The sequence below is a fragment of the Streptomyces cyslabdanicus genome, assembly GCF_052663305.1.
This window is the reverse complement of the sequence record NZ_JBQRUW010000086.1, coordinates 1-15,173: the sequence shown is the minus strand read 5'-3', so window position 1 is coordinate 15,173 and position 15,173 is coordinate 1. Positions and strand designations below refer to the sequence as shown.

The window sequence follows — 15,173 nt, the reverse complement described above, 5'->3', positions numbered from 1 at the left end:
GTCAGGGGTGGCCTTCGGCAGGCCGCCCCTCGATCGTGCGACAGTGCCGCAGGTAGCGACAGGGTGCGGGGCAGCCTTCTCACGTGATCACCGCGCGTGTTGCCGAGCAGTGGGACCTGGAACTGGACGACCTCTTCGTGACCATCGGCCATCGCTTCGGCCGGGTGGAACTACGCCGCCGCATGCGTGACTACGTACGCGGTCTGCTCGCCCCGGTGGCCCGAAAGAACAGCTGGCAACTGGCCGAGCAGGCAGGTCACGCTACCCCTGACGGTCTGCAGCACTTGCTCGCCGGAGCGAAGTGGAACCCCGACGATATCCGCGACGACCTGCAGGAATACGTCGCCGACAAGCTCGGCGAGACCGATGGGGTCCTCATCATCGACGACACCGGGTTCATCAAGAAGGGCATCACCTCCGCCGGGGTTCAGCGCCAATACTCCGGAACTGCCGGCCGCACCGAGAACTGCCAGATCGGCGTCTTCGCCGCCTACGCCACCACCCGAGGCCGGGCCCTGGTCGACCGCGAGCTCTACCTGCCCAAGACCTGGACCGAGGACCGCGAACGCTGCCGCGCGGCCAAAGTCCCTGACGAGCGAGTATTCGCCACCAAGGGCGAGTTGGCCCGGCGCATCGTGCTGCGGTCCCTCGCCTCGCCGCTGCCCATCGCCTGGGTCACCGCGGACGCCGCCTACGGTCAGGAGGGCCGCTTCCGGCGACTGCTGGAACAGTCGGGCGTCGGCTACGTGCTGGCCGTGCCCAAGTCCCAGTTCACCGTGGGCTGTCCCCGCATCGACGGGCTGTTCTCGCAGGCCCCGGCCGAAGCATGGGAGAAGCTCTCGTGCGGTGACGGTGCGAAGGGGCCGCGTGTTTATTACTGGGCAGCAGTGCGGCTGCCAGCGGTTGCCGAGTTCGACTACCAGGGCGAGGTCCCCCACCGGATGCGGTGGGCGCTGGCCCGGCGCAGCATCAGCAAGCCCGATGAGATCGCCTACTACCTCGCTTACGCTCCTTTGGAGACCACCGTTCGGGAGTTGGTGCGGATCGCCGGGACGCGCTGGGCGATCGAGGAGTGTTTCCAGGCCGCGAAGAACGAGTGTGGCCTGGACCAGTACGAGGTCCGTCGCTACGTGGGCTGGTACCGGCACATCACTCTGGCCATGCTCGCGCACGCCTTCCTGGCCGCCACGGCGCACCAGGTCCGGGAAAAGGGGGCGGCACCGGTGAGGCAGCCGGGGCAATCGAGTTCACAGTGGCGGAGATTCGGCGACTCCTGGCAGCTTGTCGTCCCCAACCGCCGCACCTTCGTGGCCGTCGAGGACGACACCACGCGCTGAGCTGGTCGAACTGGCGCCGACGACGCCAAGCGGTCGCCCGCCGCTGTCACTACCTGCGACGCTGTCGCACGATCGAGGGGCGGCCTGCCGAAGGCCACCCCTGACCACTCCGCGGCCCGCTACACTCCAGCCGCCCAGCGAAACCCCAGGCCAGACAGCAAAATCCTGCTGGAGTACTAGTGCGGCGCCCCGCGCCACCCCGAGACCGGCAGCGCGAACTTGGCGACCAGGCGGTCCGTGAACGACGCGTGGTGCAGGCGGGCGAGCCGCACCGGTACCGCTCCGCGGCGTACCTCCACGCGCGCGCCGGGCGGCAGTTCGACCGTGCGCCGCCCGTCGCACCACAGCACGCCCGGCGGGACGTGCGGCAGCACCTCGACGGCCAGGACGGAGTCCGGCGAGGTCACCAGGGGCTTGGCGAACAGCGCGTGCGCGGAGATCGGCACCATCAGCAGCGCCTCGACCTCCGGCCACACCACGGGCCCGCCGGCGGAGAACGCGTACGCGGTGGACCCGGTGGGGGTGGCGCAGACGATGCCGTCGCACCCGAACCCGGTCACCGGGCGCCCGTCGATCTCCAGCACGATCTCCAGCATCCGCTCGGCGGACACCTTCTGCACGGCCGCCTCGTTCAGCGCCCAGTCGGTGTGCACGATGTCCCCGTTGCGGTGCACGACCACGTCGACGGTCATGCGCTCCTCGACCTCGTAGGCCTTGCTGACCACCCGGTCGACGACCTTGTCGAGGTCGTCCCGCTCGGCCTCGGCGAGGAAGCCGACCCGCCCGAGGTTGACCCCCAGCATCGGCACCCCCGAGGCGCGGGCGAACTCCGCGCCGCGCAGCAGCGTGCCGTCACCGCCCAGCACGATGAGCAGCTCGCACCCGTCGAGGCACTGCGGGGTGGCCTCCTTGACGAGCTCCACCTCGTCCGGCAGCGGCAGGTCGAGCGCCTCCGCCTCCAGGACGCGTACGCCGATGCCGGACAGCAGCAGCCCCTTGACCACGAGCTCGGCACTGCGGATGGCGGCCGGCCGCCCGGTGTGGGCCAGCAGGAAAACGGTTCGAGCTCGGGTCGGTGTCAACGCGGCCCCTCCGCCACTGCGCGGTCGACGTCGGCCGGGTCCAGGGCCGGCGCCCCGGCCCTCAGCCACAGAAAGTACTCGACGTTCCCGGAGGGCCCGGGCAGCGGACTCGCGGTGACGCCCTCGACCCCCAGCCCCAGTTCCCACGCCTTACCGGCCACGGTCCGCACCGCCTCCGCCCGCAACTCCGGACTCCGCACGACACCCCCGCTGCCCAGCCGTTCCTTCCCCACCTCGAACTGCGGCTTGACCATCATCACCAGGTCGGCGTCCGGCTTCGCGCACCGCGCCAGGGCGGGCAGCACCAGTCCGAGCGGGATGAAGGACAGATCCCCCACGACAAGATCCACAGGCTCCCCATCGATCGCTTCGAGCGTCAACTCGCGTACGTTCGTACGGTCCTTGACGGTGACGCGTTCATCGCTCTGCAAGGACCAGGCGAGTTGTCCGTATCCGACGTCGACGGCGACCACGTGTGCGGCGCCCGCGCGCAGCAGCACGTCGGTGAATCCCCCGGTGGACGCGCCGGCGTCCAGTGCCCGCCGCCCCTCGACGGCCAGCCCGCGCGGTACGAAGGCCTTCAGCGCGCCGGCCAGCTTGTGCCCGCCCCGGGAGACGTAGTCGGGGTCGCTGTCGTCGGCGACGACGACGATGGCGGCGGCGGTCTCCACCTGGGTGGCGGACTTGGTCGCGACGGTCTTGCCGACGGTGACCCGCCCGGCGGCGATCAGCTGGCCGGCGTGCTCGCGCGAGCGTGCGAGCTTCCGGCGGACCAGCTCCGCGTCGAGACGGCGGCGTGCGACTCCTGCCACGTTCGGTTCAGCTCCTGTGTCGGTACGGCGGTGACTGCGCGGGGGGCGCCAAAGGTCCCGGACGGGCGTCGAGCGCGGTGAGCGCGTCGCGCAGCCCCCCGTGTACATCCTCGTACACCTCGAGGTGTCCGTCCGTGGCGAGGTGGTCGGCGTCGCCGAGCCGTTCCAGGGCCGCGTCGACGCGGGCGTCGCCGGTGGGGGTGCGGGGCACGAGCAGCGGGGCGGGGGCGGCGGGGTCCTGCGCGCCGACCGCACCGATCGTGTCGATCGTGTCGATCGCGTCGACGGCGTCGGCCGCCTCGCCGCGGGGCCGTGGAGCCTCCCCCCCGGGATCCGCCGCTTCGTCCCGGACCTCCGTCCCGGTCACAGAGTCGCTCATGCCCAGACGCTACCGCGAAGCACTGGGGTACCGTCGGTGGTGATGGCAACGATCGAGGAGTGCCGCAGCGCACTCGAAAGACTCTCCGACAACATGGCGGAAGCGGAGGGGGACGTCCGTGAGGCGGCGACCCTGGACCGCTCGGTGAGCTGCCACATCAAGGATCTCGACGTCAGCTTCCTGGGCCGCCTCGTCGGCGGCCGGATAGAGGTACGGGAGACCGTTCAGGGCCCGCCGCCGAAGAAGGCCGAGATCCGGCTCGCCATGACAGGCGACGACCTGCTCGCGCTGGTCGGCGGCGAACTGGCCTTCGCCAAGGCCTGGGGGGCGGGGCGGGTGAAGCTCCAGGCGAGCCTGTTCGACCTGATGCGGCTCACGAAGCTTCTGTAGCGGCGAGGCCGGCGGCTGCCTCGCCGTGGTGCGCCGCCACGCGCGCGCGTGCCGCACGCGCCGCCGGCACCACCAGGGGCGTGCCGGTCTCCGGGTCCTCGATGACCTGGCAGCGCAGCCCGAACACCTCCTCCACCAGTTCGGCGGTGACGATGTCGTTCGGGGCGCCCTGGGCGACGACCCGGCCGCCGCGCAGGGCGACGAGGTGGGTGGCGTAGCGGGCGGCGTGGTTGAGGTCGTGCAGCACGGCGACGAGCGTGCGCCCCTCCTCCTCGTGCAGTTCGGCACACAGGTCGAGGACGTCGATCTGGTGCTGGATGTCCAGGTACGTCGTCGGCTCGTCGAGCAGCAGCAGCGGCGTCTGCTGGGCCAGGGCCATGGCGATCCACACGCGCTGGCGCTGGCCGCCCGACAGCTCGTCGACGTACCGCTCGGCGAGCCGGGCGACCCCGGTCCGCTCCATGGACTCGCGCACGACCCGCTCGTCCTCGGCGGACCACTGGCGCAGGATCCCCTGGTGCGGGTAGCGGCCGCGGCCCACGAGGTCGGCGACGGTGATCCCGTCGGGCGCGATCGAGGACTGCGGCAGCAGGCCGAGTGTCCGGGCGACCTTCTTGGCGGGCATCGACTGGATGACCTGACCGTCGAGCAGCACCCGGCCCCGGCTGGGCCTGAGCATCCGCGACAGCGCCCGCAGCAGCGTGGACTTGCCGCACGCGTTGGGGCCGACGATCACCGTGAAGGAGTTGTCGGGTATGTCCACCGACAGCTGCTCGGCGATGACGCGCTGGTCGTAGGCGAGGGTGACGTGGTCGGCGGACAGGCGGTTCACGGTGCTCCTTCGGTTGCTCACTGCGTTGCTGCGGGCGCTCATATCCGCCCGGCCCTGCGCTCGGTGACCAGCAGCCACAGCAGGTAGACCCCGCCGAGCACGCCGGTGACCACGCCGACCGGCAGCTGGTCGGCGCCGAAGGCCCGCTGCGCGGTCAGGTCGGCGGTGACCAGCAGGGCGGCGCCCATGCACAGGGACGGCAGCAGGTTGGGGCCTGGGGACCAGGTCAGCCGCCGGGCGAGCTGCGGCGCGGTCAGGGCCACGAAGCTGACGGGTCCCGCGGCCGCGGTGGCGGCGGCGACCAGCAGGACGGCACAGCCCATCAGCAGCAGCCGTACGCGCTCGGCGCGCACCCCGAGGGCGTAGGCGACGTCGTCGCCCATCTCCAGCATCCGCAGGGCGCGGGCGCCCGCGAGGACGAGCGGGAGGACCACGGCGCACAGGACGGCCAGCGGGCCGACCTGCGTCCAGTCGCGCCCGTTGAGCGAACCGGTCATCCAGACCACCGCACGGGCCGCGTCCACGAAGTCGGCCTTGGTGATCAGGTAGCCGTTGACGGCGGTGACCACCGCGGACACGCCGATGCCGACCAGGACCAGCCGGTAGCCGTGCACGCCCTGCTTCCAGGCCAGCAGGTAGACGGCCACACCGGTGACCAGGCCGCCCACCAGCGCGCCGAGGGTGACCGCGGTGGCGCTGCCCGAGAACAGGACGATGACCGTGAGCGCGCCGGCGGCCGAGCCCTGGGAGAGGCCGAGCACGTCCGGGCTGCCCAGCGGATTGCGGGAGACGGACTGGAACAGCGCGCCGCCGACGCCGAGGCAGGCGCCGACCAGGAGCCCGACGAGGACGCGCGGCAGCCGCAGTTCCCGGACGACGAACTCCTGCCCCGGCCCGCCCTGGCCGGCCAGCGCCTTCAGCACGTCGGAGGCGGAGATCGGGAAGTCCCCGGTGCCGATCAGCACGACGCCCGCCGTGAGCGCGGCCAGCACCAGCAGGGCGACGACGGCGCAGGTGCGGACGTCGAGGCGCAGGGACAGTCCGCCCGGGGTGCGCAGGGCTCGTACGGGGCGGGGGGTGCGGGTGGTCTTGAGGATGCGGGTGGTCTTCACAGCTGGGCCGTCCTCCGCCGCCGTACGAGCAGGATGAACACCGGGCCGCCGATGAGCGCGGTGACGACCCCGACCTGGATCTCGGCGGGCCGGGCGACGATCCGTCCCACGACGTCGGCGCCGAGCAGCAGCACAGGAGACAGCACCGTGGCGTAGGGCAGAATCCAGCGCAGGTCGGGTCCGGTGAAGGAGCGCACGACGTGCGGGACCATCAGCCCGACGAAGACGATCGGGCCGCAGGCGGCGGTCGCGGCCCCGCACAGCACGGTCGCGGCGAGCATGGCGAGCGCGCGGGTGCGGTTCAGATCGGCGCCCAGGGCGCGGGCGGTGTCGTCGCCCATGGCCAGGGCGTTGAGCGGCCGGGCCAGCAGCAGGGCGACGACCGTGCCGACCGCGAAGAACGGGAGCACCTGGGTGATGGTCGCCGTGGTGGCGGAGGCGAGCGAACCCACGGTCCAGAACCGCATCCTGCCCAGCGCCGCCCCGTCCATGATCATCACGGCCTGGACGTAGCCGTACAGCGCGGCGCCGATCGCGGTGCCGGCGAGCGCGAGGCGTATGGGCGTGGCGCCCCGGCTGCCGCCGAGGAACCACACCAGGGCGCCGACGGCCGCGGCGCCGAGAAAGGCGAACCAGACGTAGCCGCTCAGGCTGGTCACGCCCAGGAAGGTGAGGGCAGTGACGACGGCGGCGGACGCGCCCGCGTTGATGCCGAGGATGCCCGGATCGGCCAGTGGGTTGCGGGTCAGCGCCTGGAGCACGGCCCCGGCAAGACCGAGCGCCGATCCGGCGAGCAGGCCGAGGACGGTACGGGACAGCCGCTCGCCGACCACGACGTCGCCGTACGTCCCCGAGTTCTGGAACAGGCCGTGCCAGACCTGGGCCAGGGACAGCTCCTTCGCTCCGATCGCGATGCTCGCCAGGGCGACGAGCACCAGGACGGCGACGGAGACGAGGAGCCCGACGGCTCGCACGCCTCGGCGGGTTGGGGGCGCGGCGGTGGCCGCCGCGCGCTCTTCTGGGGGACTGTCGACCAACACGAGGTTAGGTTAGCCTACCCTCTCCATCGGCTCGATGGTTCCCGGTGCCCCACCGGATTCACAGCCCCAGCCGGGCCAGCGCCTTCCCCCCGTCCAGCGCGCACGCGTGCTCGCCGCCCGCCGTCCACGCCGCCGCGCACAGCGCGCGGAGCCCGTCCAGCGCCTCCCCCCCGCCGTGCAGCTCAAGGCCGGTGTCCGCCCGCGCCGTCCACCCGCCGCACCGGAAACCGTCGCTCTCCCGAGTGATGTCCGGTTGCCCGGTGAGCAGCCCGCGCAGATCCGCGTCGACATACGTCGGCCGGTGCCGAGGGGGCGCGGCGAGCAGCCGCGCGCCGTCGGTCACCCCGGTCAGGACGAGCAGCGAGTCGACCCCGCCGTTGAACGCGCCCTCGATGTCGGTGTCCAGGCGGTCCCCGACCACCAGCGGCCGCCGCGCGCCGGTGCGCAGGATCGTCTCGCGGTGCATGGGCGGCAGCGGCTTGCCCGCCACCTGCGGCTCCGCGCCCGTGGCGATCCGGACGACCTCGACCGCCGCGCCGTTGCCCGGCGCGATCCCGCGTGCGCTCGGAATCGTCAGATCGGTGTTGGAGGCGAACCAGGGCACCCCGCGCGCGATGGCGTAGCACGCCTCCGCGAACCGCCCCCACGGCAGTTCCGGACCGCCGTAGCCCTGCACCACCGCCGCCGGGTCGTCGTCGGCCGACTCCACCGGCTCAAGGCCGCGCTCACGCAGCGCCGTGCGCAGCCCCTCACCACCGATCACCAGGACACGCGCCCCCTGGGGCACCTGGTCCGCGATCAGCCGGGCCACCGCCTGCGCGGAGGTGACCACGTCGGCCGCCTCCGCCCGTATGCCCAGCTCGGTGAGGTGCGCGGCCACCACTTCCGGGGTGCGCAGGGCGTTGTTGGTGACGTACGCCAGATGCATCCCGCCCGCGCGGGCGGTGCCCAGCGAGTCGACCGCGTGCGCGATCGCGTGGCCGCCCGCGTAGACCACTCCGTCCAGGTCGAGCAGGGCCGTGTCGTACGCCTCGCTCAGGGGCTGTGCACTGCCCTGGGGCCTCGTCCTGACGCCCTGGCTCATTCCGCATCTCTCCTCATGACACCCGTTTTCCCCCGATCATCCCCCACGCCGCTGACACACGTACGATGCCGGGATGAACACAGCAGGTCAGCCACTGGCGACAACGCGCCCGGGCCTCGAACTCACCCCGTTCCGCGGCCTGCGCTACGACCCCGACCGGGTCGGCAGCCTGGCCGCCGTGACGTCCCCGCCGTACGACGTCGTCGTGCGGCCCGACGGCCTGCACCACCTCCAGTCGGCCGATCCGTACAACATCGTCCGGCTGATTCTGCCGCAGGCCGAAACGCCCAGCGCCCGCAACAAGCAGGCGGCGGAGACGCTGCGCCGCTGGCTCTCGGAGGGCGTCCTGGCCGCCGACCCGGAGCCGGCCCTGTACGTGTACGAGCAGCGTGACGGCGACGGCATGGTGCAACGCGGACTGATCGGCGCGCTGCGCGTGTCGGAGCCGGCGGAGGGCGTGGTGCTGCCGCACGAGGACGTCATGCCGCACGTGGTCGCGGACCGCGCCGCCCTGATGCGCGCGACCAGCGCCAATCTCGAACCGCTGCTGCTCACGTACCGCGGCGACGGCGCGACCGCGGCCACCACGATGATCATCGAACGCGCGGCCGAACAGCCGCCGCTGTTGTCGACGACCACCGAGGACGGCTTCAGCCACCGGCTGTGGGCGATCACCGATCCCGCCGACCTCGCGCGCGTGCAGGAGGACCTGGCCCGGCATCAGGCCCTGATCGCCGACGGCCATCACCGCTGGGCGACCTACCGCAGGCTGCGCGCGGAGCACTCCTCCCCCAGCGCCTGGGACTACGGTCTGGTCCTCCTGGTCGACACGGTCCGCTATCCACTCCGGGTACGCGCCATCCACCGCCTGCTGCACGGTCTGCCGGTCGCCGACGCGCTGTCCGCCGTGGACGGCCTGTTCCGCGTACGGCGTCTCGACCTGCCCCTGGCGGGCGCGCTGGAGGCGCTCGCGGACGCGGCCTGCGAGGGCAACGCCTTCCTGTTCGCCGGCGACGGCGCCTTCCATCTCGTGGACCGCCCGGACCCGGCCCTGCTGGCGCGCACGATCCCGGCGGAGCACCCGGCCGCCTGGCGCACCCTCGACGCGACCGTCCTGCACGCCACGCTCCTCGAGCGCGTGTGGCACATCCCCGAGGACTCCCCGGCCCACATCGCCTACATTCACGACACGGTCGCCACCGTAGAGAAGGCCGAACGCGACGGCGGTACGGCCGTCCTGATGCACCCGGTCCGCGAGGAGGTCGTCCGCGACCTGGCCCGCCAGGGTGTCACGATGCCCCGCAAGTCGACGTCGTTCGGCCCCAAGCCGGCGTCGGGACTGGTGCTGAGGGCGCTGGACCTCTGAAACGGCGAAGGGCGGGCCCCGGTGATCGGGGCCCGCCCTTCGTCAGGCACGGCCGGTGACGGCCCGGCGGTTCCGTCAGTCCTCGCCGGCCGCGTCGGCATCGCCGCTCGCGCCGGTCACGCCGTTCTCGTCCTTGGCGTCGCCGTTCTCGTCCTTGGCGTCGCCGTTCTCGTTCTTGGCGTCGCCGTTCTCGTCCTTGGCGTTGTCGTTCTCGCCGCTCTCGTCGAGGGCGTCGGTGAACTCCACGCCGTCCAGCTCGGCCAGCCGGTCGGAGGCGTCGGTGCTGCCGTCCCGGTCGGCCTCGACGGCCTTGGCGAACCACTCACGTGCCTCGGACTCCCGGCCGACGGCGAGCAGCGCGTCGGCGTAGGCGTACCGCAGCCGCGCGGTCCACGGCTGGACCGAGCCGGAGGCCAGTTCGGGGCTCTGGAGCGTCACGATGGCCGCTTCCAGCTGACCCATGTCGCGCCGGGCGCCGGCCGCGACGAGCCGCATCTCGACCTGCCCGGCCTTGTCGAGCTTGTGCACCTCCGGCGCCCCGGCCATGTCGAGCGCCTTCTCCGGGCGTCCGAGACCGCGCTCGCAGTCGGCCATGACCGGCCACAGGTCCACGTTCCCGGTCATCCGCCGGGCGGCCCGGAACTCGGCGAGCGCCTCGCCGTACTTCTGGCTCGCGTACGCGGCGAAGCCGGCCGCCTCCCGTACGGCGGCGACACGGGACGCCAGCCGCAGGGCCACCCTGGAGTAGCCGTAGGCGCCCTCGGGGTCCTCGTCGATGAGCCGCGCGACCATCACCAGGTTCTTGGCGACGTCCTCGGCGAGCGTCTTGGGCAGGCTCTGCAGCTCCTGCCGTACGTCCTTGTCGATCTCCTCGCCGGTGACGTCCTCCGGGATCGGCAGCCGCTTGATCGGCTCACGGTCCCGGTCCCGGTCGTCGCGGAAGCGCCCGCCGCCGCGCCGGTCGTCACGCCGGTCGTCACGCCGGTCGTCCCGGCCACGGAAGCCACCCGGACGTCCACCCCGGTCGTCGCGACGCGGGCCGCGCCCACCACGGTCGTCCCGGCCACGGAAGCCGCCGCGGTCGTCACGGCGGTCGTCACGGCGGTCGTCACGACGGTAGGTGGGACGGTCGCCGCGGTCGAAGTCACGGCGGTCATCGCGACGGTCGTCACGACGCTGGTCCCGGCGTTCACCACGGTCGAAGTCACGGCGGTCGTCGTGGCGGGCACCGCGGTCGAAGCCGCGGCGGTCGTCGCGACGGTCTCCGCGCTCGAAGTCACGACGCTCATCGCGTCGGTCATCGCGTCGGTGGTCACCGCGGTCGTCACGGCGGTAGGTGGGGCGGTCGCCCTCGCGGCGGAAGCCGCGGTCGCGGTCGTCACGACGGCCGTAGCCACCGCGGTCACCGTCCCGCCGGTCGTCACGGCGGAAGCCGCCACGATCCCCGCGCTCGCCCCGATCGGGCCGGTCCGGCCGATCCGCGCGCTCGGGCCTGTCGTCGCGGCGGAAACCACCACGGTCGTCACGCCGCCCCTGACCACGGTCGTCGTCACGACGGAAACCTCGGCGGTCATCGCGGCGCTCGCCCCGGTCGTCACGCCGGTCTCCGCGGTCGAAGCCGCGGCGGTCGTCACGGCGGTGGTCACCGCGGTCGTCACGGCGGTCGTCACGACGCTCATCGCGTCGGTGGTCACCGCGGTCGTCACGGCGGTAGGTGGGGCGGTCGCCCTCGCGGCGGAAGCCGCGGTCGCGGTCGTCACGACGGCCGTAGCCACCGCGGTCACCGTCCCGCCGGTCGTCACGGCGGAAGCCGCCACGATCCCCGCGCTCGCCCCGATCGGGCCGGTCCGGCCGATCCGCGCGCTCGGGCCTGTCGTCGCGGCGGAAACCACCACGGTCGTCACGCCGCCCATAACCACGGTCGTCGTCACGACGGCCGTGGCCACCACGGTCGTCGCCACGGCGCGGTCCTCCGCGGAACCCGCCACGGTCACCGCGGTCACCACCGTCCCGGCGGCGCTGATCGCGCTCCGGGCGCTCATCGGGAGAGTTGGCGGACATCGGTGACTCCTGTCTTCTGTACGGGAAAAACGAAAAGGACCCCTGGTCCCAGCTGAACGCTGGTGACCAGGGGTCCTCCAAAGATTGTTCGGCGGCGTCCTACTCTCCCACAGGGTCCCCCCTGCAGTACCATCGGCGCTGTGAGGCTTAGCTTCCGGGTTCGAAATGTAACCGGGCGTTTCCCTCACGCTATGACCACCGAAACCCTAATGGTTTCGAGCGAACAAGCACACTCTTCTGTTGTGAGTTCAGCTCTAAGCCGGCAACTGTTCGTTGCCTCAGAACTAACACAGTGGACGCGAGCAACTGAGGACAAGCCCTCGGCCTATTAGTACCGGTCACCTCCACACCTCACGGTGCTTCCAGATCCGGCCTATCAACCCAGTCGTCTACTGGGAGCCTTACCCCATCAAGTGGGTGGGAGTCCTCATCTCGAAGCAGGCTTCCCGCTTAGATGCTTTCAGCGGTTATCCCTCCCGAACGTAGCCAACCAGCCATGCCCTTGGCAGAACAACTGGCACACCAGAGGTTCGTCCGTCCCGGTCCTCTCGTACTAGGGACAGCCCTTCTCAAGACTCCTACGCGCACAGCGGATAGGGACCGAACTGTCTCACGACGTTCTAAACCCAGCTCGCGTACCGCTTTAATGGGCGAACAGCCCAACCCTTGGGACCGACTCCAGCCCCAGGATGCGACGAGCCGACATCGAGGTGCCAAACCATCCCGTCGATATGGACTCTTGGGGAAGATCAGCCTGTTATCCCCGGGGTACCTTTTATCCGTTGAGCGACGGCGCTTCCACAAGCCACCGCCGGATCACTAGTCCCGACTTTCGTCCCTGCTCGACCCGTCGGTCTCACAGTCAAGCTCCCTTGTGCACTTACACTCAACACCTGATTGCCAACCAGGCTGAGGGAACCTTTGGGCGCCTCCGTTACTCTTTAGGAGGCAACCGCCCCAGTTAAACTACCCATCAGACACTGTCCCTGATCCGGATCACGGACCCAGGTTAGACATCCAGCACGACCAGACTGGTATTTCAACGACGACTCCACAACCACTGGCGTGGCCGCTTCAAAGTCTCCCAGCTATCCTACACAAGCCGAACCGAACACCAATATCAAACTGTAGTAAAGGTCCCGGGGTCTTTCCGTCCTGCTGCGCGAAACGAGCATCTTTACTCGTAGTGCAATTTCACCGGGCCTATGGTTGAGACAGTCGAGAAGTCGTTACGCCATTCGTGCAGGTCGGAACTTACCCGACAAGGAATTTCGCTACCTTAGGATGGTTATAGTTACCACCGCCGTTTACTGGCGCTTAAGTTCTCAGCTTCGCCCACCCGAAAGTGAGCTAACCGGTCCCCTTAACGTTCCAGCACCGGGCAGGCGTCAGTCCGTATACATCGCCTTACGGCTTCGCACGGACCTGTGTTTTTAGTAAACAGTCGCTTCTCGCTGGTCTCTGCGGCCACCCCCAGCTCAGGAAGCAAGTTCCCTCACCAGGCGTGGCCCCCCTTCTCCCGAAGTTACGGGGGCATTTTGCCGAGTTCCTTAACCATAGTTCACCCGAACGCCTCGGTATTCTCTACCTGACCACCTGAGTCGGTTTAGGGTACGGGCCGCCATGAAACTCGCTAGAGGCTTTTCTCGACAGCATAGGATCATCCACTTCACCACAATCGGCTCGGCATCAGGTCTCAGACACATGCCAGGCGGATTTACCTACCTGACGTCCTACACCCTTACCCCGGGACAACCACCGCCCGGGATGGACTACCTTCCTGCGTCACCCCATCACTCACCTACTACCAACTTGGTTCAGCGGCTCCACCACTCCGAATCACCCCGAAGGGATCACCGGCGGCTTCACGGCCTTAGCATCACTGGATTCGATGTTTGACGCTTCACAGCGGGTACCGGAATATCAACCGGTTATCCATCGACTACGCCTGTCGGCCTCGCCTTAGGTCCCGACTTACCCTGGGCAGATCAGCTTGACCCAGGAACCCTTAGTCAATCGGCGCACACGTTTCTCACGTGTGTATCGCTACTCATGCCTGCATTCTCACTCGTCAACCGTCCACAACTACCTTCCGGTGCTGCTTCACCCGGCAGACGACGCTCCCCTACCCATCACGATCCCCGTTGGGGGTACATATCGCAATGACACGACTTCGGCGGTACGCTTGAGCCCCGCTACATTGTCGGCGCGGAATCACTAGACCAGTGAGCTATTACGCACTCTTTCAAGGGTGGCTGCTTCTAAGCCAACCTCCTGGTTGTCTGTGCGACTCCACATCCTTTCCCACTTAGCGTACGCTTAGGGGCCTTAGTCGATGCTCTGGGCTGTTTCCCTCTCGACCATGGAGCTTATCCCCCACAGTCTCACTGCCGCGCTCTCACTTACCGGCATTCGGAGTTTGGCTAAGGTCAGTAACCCGGTAGGGCCCATCGCCTATCCAGTGCTCTACCTCCGGCAAGAAACACACGACGCTGCACCTAAATGCATTTCGGGGAGAACCAGCTATCACGGAGTTTGATTGGCCTTTCACCCCTAACCACAGGTCATCCCCCAGGTTTTCAACCCTGGTGGGTTCGGTCCTCCACGAAGTCTTACCTCCGCTTCAACCTGCCCATGGCTAGATCACTCCGCTTCGGGTCTTGAGCGTGCTACTCCACCGCCCTATTCGGACTCGCTTTCGCTACGGCTACCCCACTCGGGTTAACCTCGCAACACACCGCAAACTCGCAGGCTCATTCTTCAAAAGGCACGCAGTCACGAGAATGTGCAAGCACATTCCGACGCTCCCACGGCTTGTAGGCACACGGTTTCAGGTACTATTTCACTCCCCTCCCGGGGTACTTTTCACCATTCCCTCACGGTACTATCCGCTATCGGTCACCAGGGAATATTTAGGCTTAGCGGGTGGTCCCGCCAGATTCACACGGGATTTCTCGGGCCCCGTGCTACTTGGGTGTCTCTCCAACGAGCCGCTGACGTTTCGACTACGGGGGTCTTACCCTCTACGCCGGACCTTTCGCATGTCCTTCGTCTACATCAACGGTTTCTGACTCGTCGACCAGCCGGCAGACTGATCAAAAGAGATCCCACAACCCCCACGACGCAACCCCTGCCGGGTCTCACACGTCGTAGGTTTAGCCTCATCCAGTTTCGCTCGCCACTACTCCCGGAATCACGGTTGTTTTCTCTTCCTGAGGGTACTGAGATGTTTCACTTCCCCTCGTTCCCTCCACACTGCCTATGTGTTCAGCAGTGGGTGACAGTCCATGACGACTGCCGGGTTTCCCCATTCGGAAACCCCCGGATCAAAGCCTGGTTGACGACTCCCCGGGGACTATCGCGGCCTCCCACGTCCTTCATCGGTTCCTGGTGCCAAGGCATCCACCGTGCGCCCTTAAAAACTTGGCCACAGATGCTCGCGTCCACTGTGCAGTTCTCAAACAACGACCAACCACCCATCACCCTGCTGAAAACAGCAAGTTCACTGGGGCCGGCAACCGAAGGGCGAGCAACGCTCGCACCCTCAGACACCCAACAGCGTGCCCGACCGACTCCCGTCCGAAGATCATGCGTTCCACGCTCTTGCGAGCAGTACTGGCAGCCTCCGACCCGTGAATCCGGCCGAATAATCAACGTTCCACCCATGAGCAACCAGCA

12 protein-coding genes and 2 rRNA genes are annotated in these 15,173 nt (G+C 69.0%); 4 read left to right on the top strand and 10 right to left on the bottom strand.

Annotated features, from left to right (window positions below; all coding sequences use genetic code 11):
• Positions 1-83: 83 nt before the first annotated feature.
• Positions 84-1,337 (top strand): IS701 family transposase, encoded by a 1,254-nt coding sequence (locus tag ACTYVM_RS36935; protein ID WP_445525936.1) that lies wholly within the window; start codon positions 84-86, stop codon positions 1,335-1,337.
• Positions 1,338-1,513: 176 nt separating this feature from the next.
• On the opposite strand, the gene ACTYVM_RS36930 is transcribed toward ACTYVM_RS36935, so the two are convergent.
• Genes ACTYVM_RS36930 through ACTYVM_RS36920 form a run of 3 tightly spaced genes read right to left on the bottom strand, consistent with a single transcriptional unit; the run spans position 1,514 to position 3,610 of the window.
• Positions 1,514-2,419 (bottom strand): NAD kinase, encoded by a 906-nt coding sequence (locus ACTYVM_RS36930; protein ID WP_400032018.1) that lies wholly within the window; start codon positions 2,417-2,419, stop codon positions 1,514-1,516.
• Entirely contained in the window at positions 2,416-3,231 is an 816-nt protein-coding gene (locus ACTYVM_RS36925) for a TlyA family RNA methyltransferase (RefSeq protein ID WP_445530114.1), read from the bottom strand. Before ACTYVM_RS36925 ends, ACTYVM_RS36930 begins: the two co-directional genes overlap by 4 nt.
• A 7-nt stretch (positions 3,232-3,238) precedes the next feature.
• Positions 3,239-3,610: a hypothetical protein gene (locus ACTYVM_RS36920; RefSeq protein ID WP_445530113.1), complete on the bottom strand. Its 372-nt coding sequence runs from the start codon at positions 3,608-3,610 to the stop codon at positions 3,239-3,241.
• A gap of 42 nt (positions 3,611-3,652) precedes the next feature.
• Here ACTYVM_RS36920 and ACTYVM_RS36915 point away from each other — a divergent pair, with 42 nt between their 5' ends.
• Complete coding sequence (locus ACTYVM_RS36915) at positions 3,653-4,000, top strand: sterol-binding protein (RefSeq protein ID WP_445530112.1); 348 nt, start codon at positions 3,653-3,655, stop codon at positions 3,998-4,000.
• Here ACTYVM_RS36915 and ACTYVM_RS36910 read toward each other — a convergent pair.
• From ACTYVM_RS36910 to ACTYVM_RS36895, 4 genes are read right to left on the bottom strand one after another with little or no spacing between them, the layout of a single operon-like run.
• Positions 3,984-4,874: an ABC transporter ATP-binding protein gene (locus ACTYVM_RS36910; protein WP_445530111.1), complete on the bottom strand. Its 891-nt coding sequence runs from the start codon at positions 4,872-4,874 to the stop codon at positions 3,984-3,986. The two genes, ACTYVM_RS36915 and ACTYVM_RS36910, sit on opposite strands and share 17 nt — an antisense overlap.
• Positions 4,871-5,944 carry a FecCD family ABC transporter permease gene (locus ACTYVM_RS36905; RefSeq protein WP_445530110.1) on the bottom strand — a complete coding sequence of 358 codons (1,074 nt, stop codon included), beginning with the start codon at positions 5,942-5,944 and terminating at the stop codon, positions 4,871-4,873. The genes ACTYVM_RS36910 and ACTYVM_RS36905 overlap by 4 nt, the downstream gene beginning before the upstream one ends.
• On the bottom strand, positions 5,941-6,984 hold the full coding sequence (locus tag ACTYVM_RS36900) for a FecCD family ABC transporter permease (protein WP_445530109.1): 1,044 nt from the start codon (positions 6,982-6,984) through the stop codon (positions 5,941-5,943). Before ACTYVM_RS36900 ends, ACTYVM_RS36905 begins: the two co-directional genes overlap by 4 nt.
• Before the next feature lie 58 nt (positions 6,985-7,042).
• Entirely contained in the window at positions 7,043-8,068 is a 1,026-nt protein-coding gene (locus ACTYVM_RS36895; protein ID WP_445530108.1) for an HAD-IIA family hydrolase, read from the bottom strand.
• A gap of 73 nt (positions 8,069-8,141) precedes the next feature.
• On the opposite strand from ACTYVM_RS36895, the gene ACTYVM_RS36890 reads away from it, so the two are divergent.
• Complete coding sequence (locus tag ACTYVM_RS36890) at positions 8,142-9,434, top strand: DUF1015 domain-containing protein (RefSeq protein WP_445530107.1); 1,293 nt, start codon at positions 8,142-8,144, stop codon at positions 9,432-9,434.
• A gap of 75 nt (positions 9,435-9,509) precedes the next feature.
• Here ACTYVM_RS36890 and ACTYVM_RS36885 read toward each other — a convergent pair whose 3' ends face one another.
• On the bottom strand, positions 9,510-10,334 hold the full coding sequence (locus ACTYVM_RS36885) for a tetratricopeptide repeat protein (protein ID WP_445530115.1): 825 nt from the start codon (positions 10,332-10,334) through the stop codon (positions 9,510-9,512).
• Positions 10,335-10,652: 318 nt separating this feature from the next.
• Between ACTYVM_RS36885 and ACTYVM_RS36880 the strand changes: the two genes are divergently transcribed.
• Positions 10,653-11,501 carry a hypothetical protein gene (locus tag ACTYVM_RS36880; protein WP_445530116.1) on the top strand — a complete coding sequence of 283 codons (849 nt, stop codon included), beginning with the start codon at positions 10,653-10,655 and terminating at the stop codon, positions 11,499-11,501.
• An 80-nt stretch (positions 11,502-11,581) separates the two neighbouring features.
• Here the strand turns inward: ACTYVM_RS36880 and rrf are convergent.
• Together rrf and ACTYVM_RS36870 are read right to left on the bottom strand one after the other, a co-directional pair.
• Positions 11,582-11,698, bottom strand: a 5S ribosomal RNA gene (gene rrf / locus ACTYVM_RS36875).
• A 105-nt stretch (positions 11,699-11,803) separates the two neighbouring features.
• Positions 11,804-14,924: ribosomal RNA gene (locus tag ACTYVM_RS36870) — 23S ribosomal RNA — on the bottom strand.
• Between the last annotated feature and the right edge of the window lie 249 nt (positions 14,925-15,173).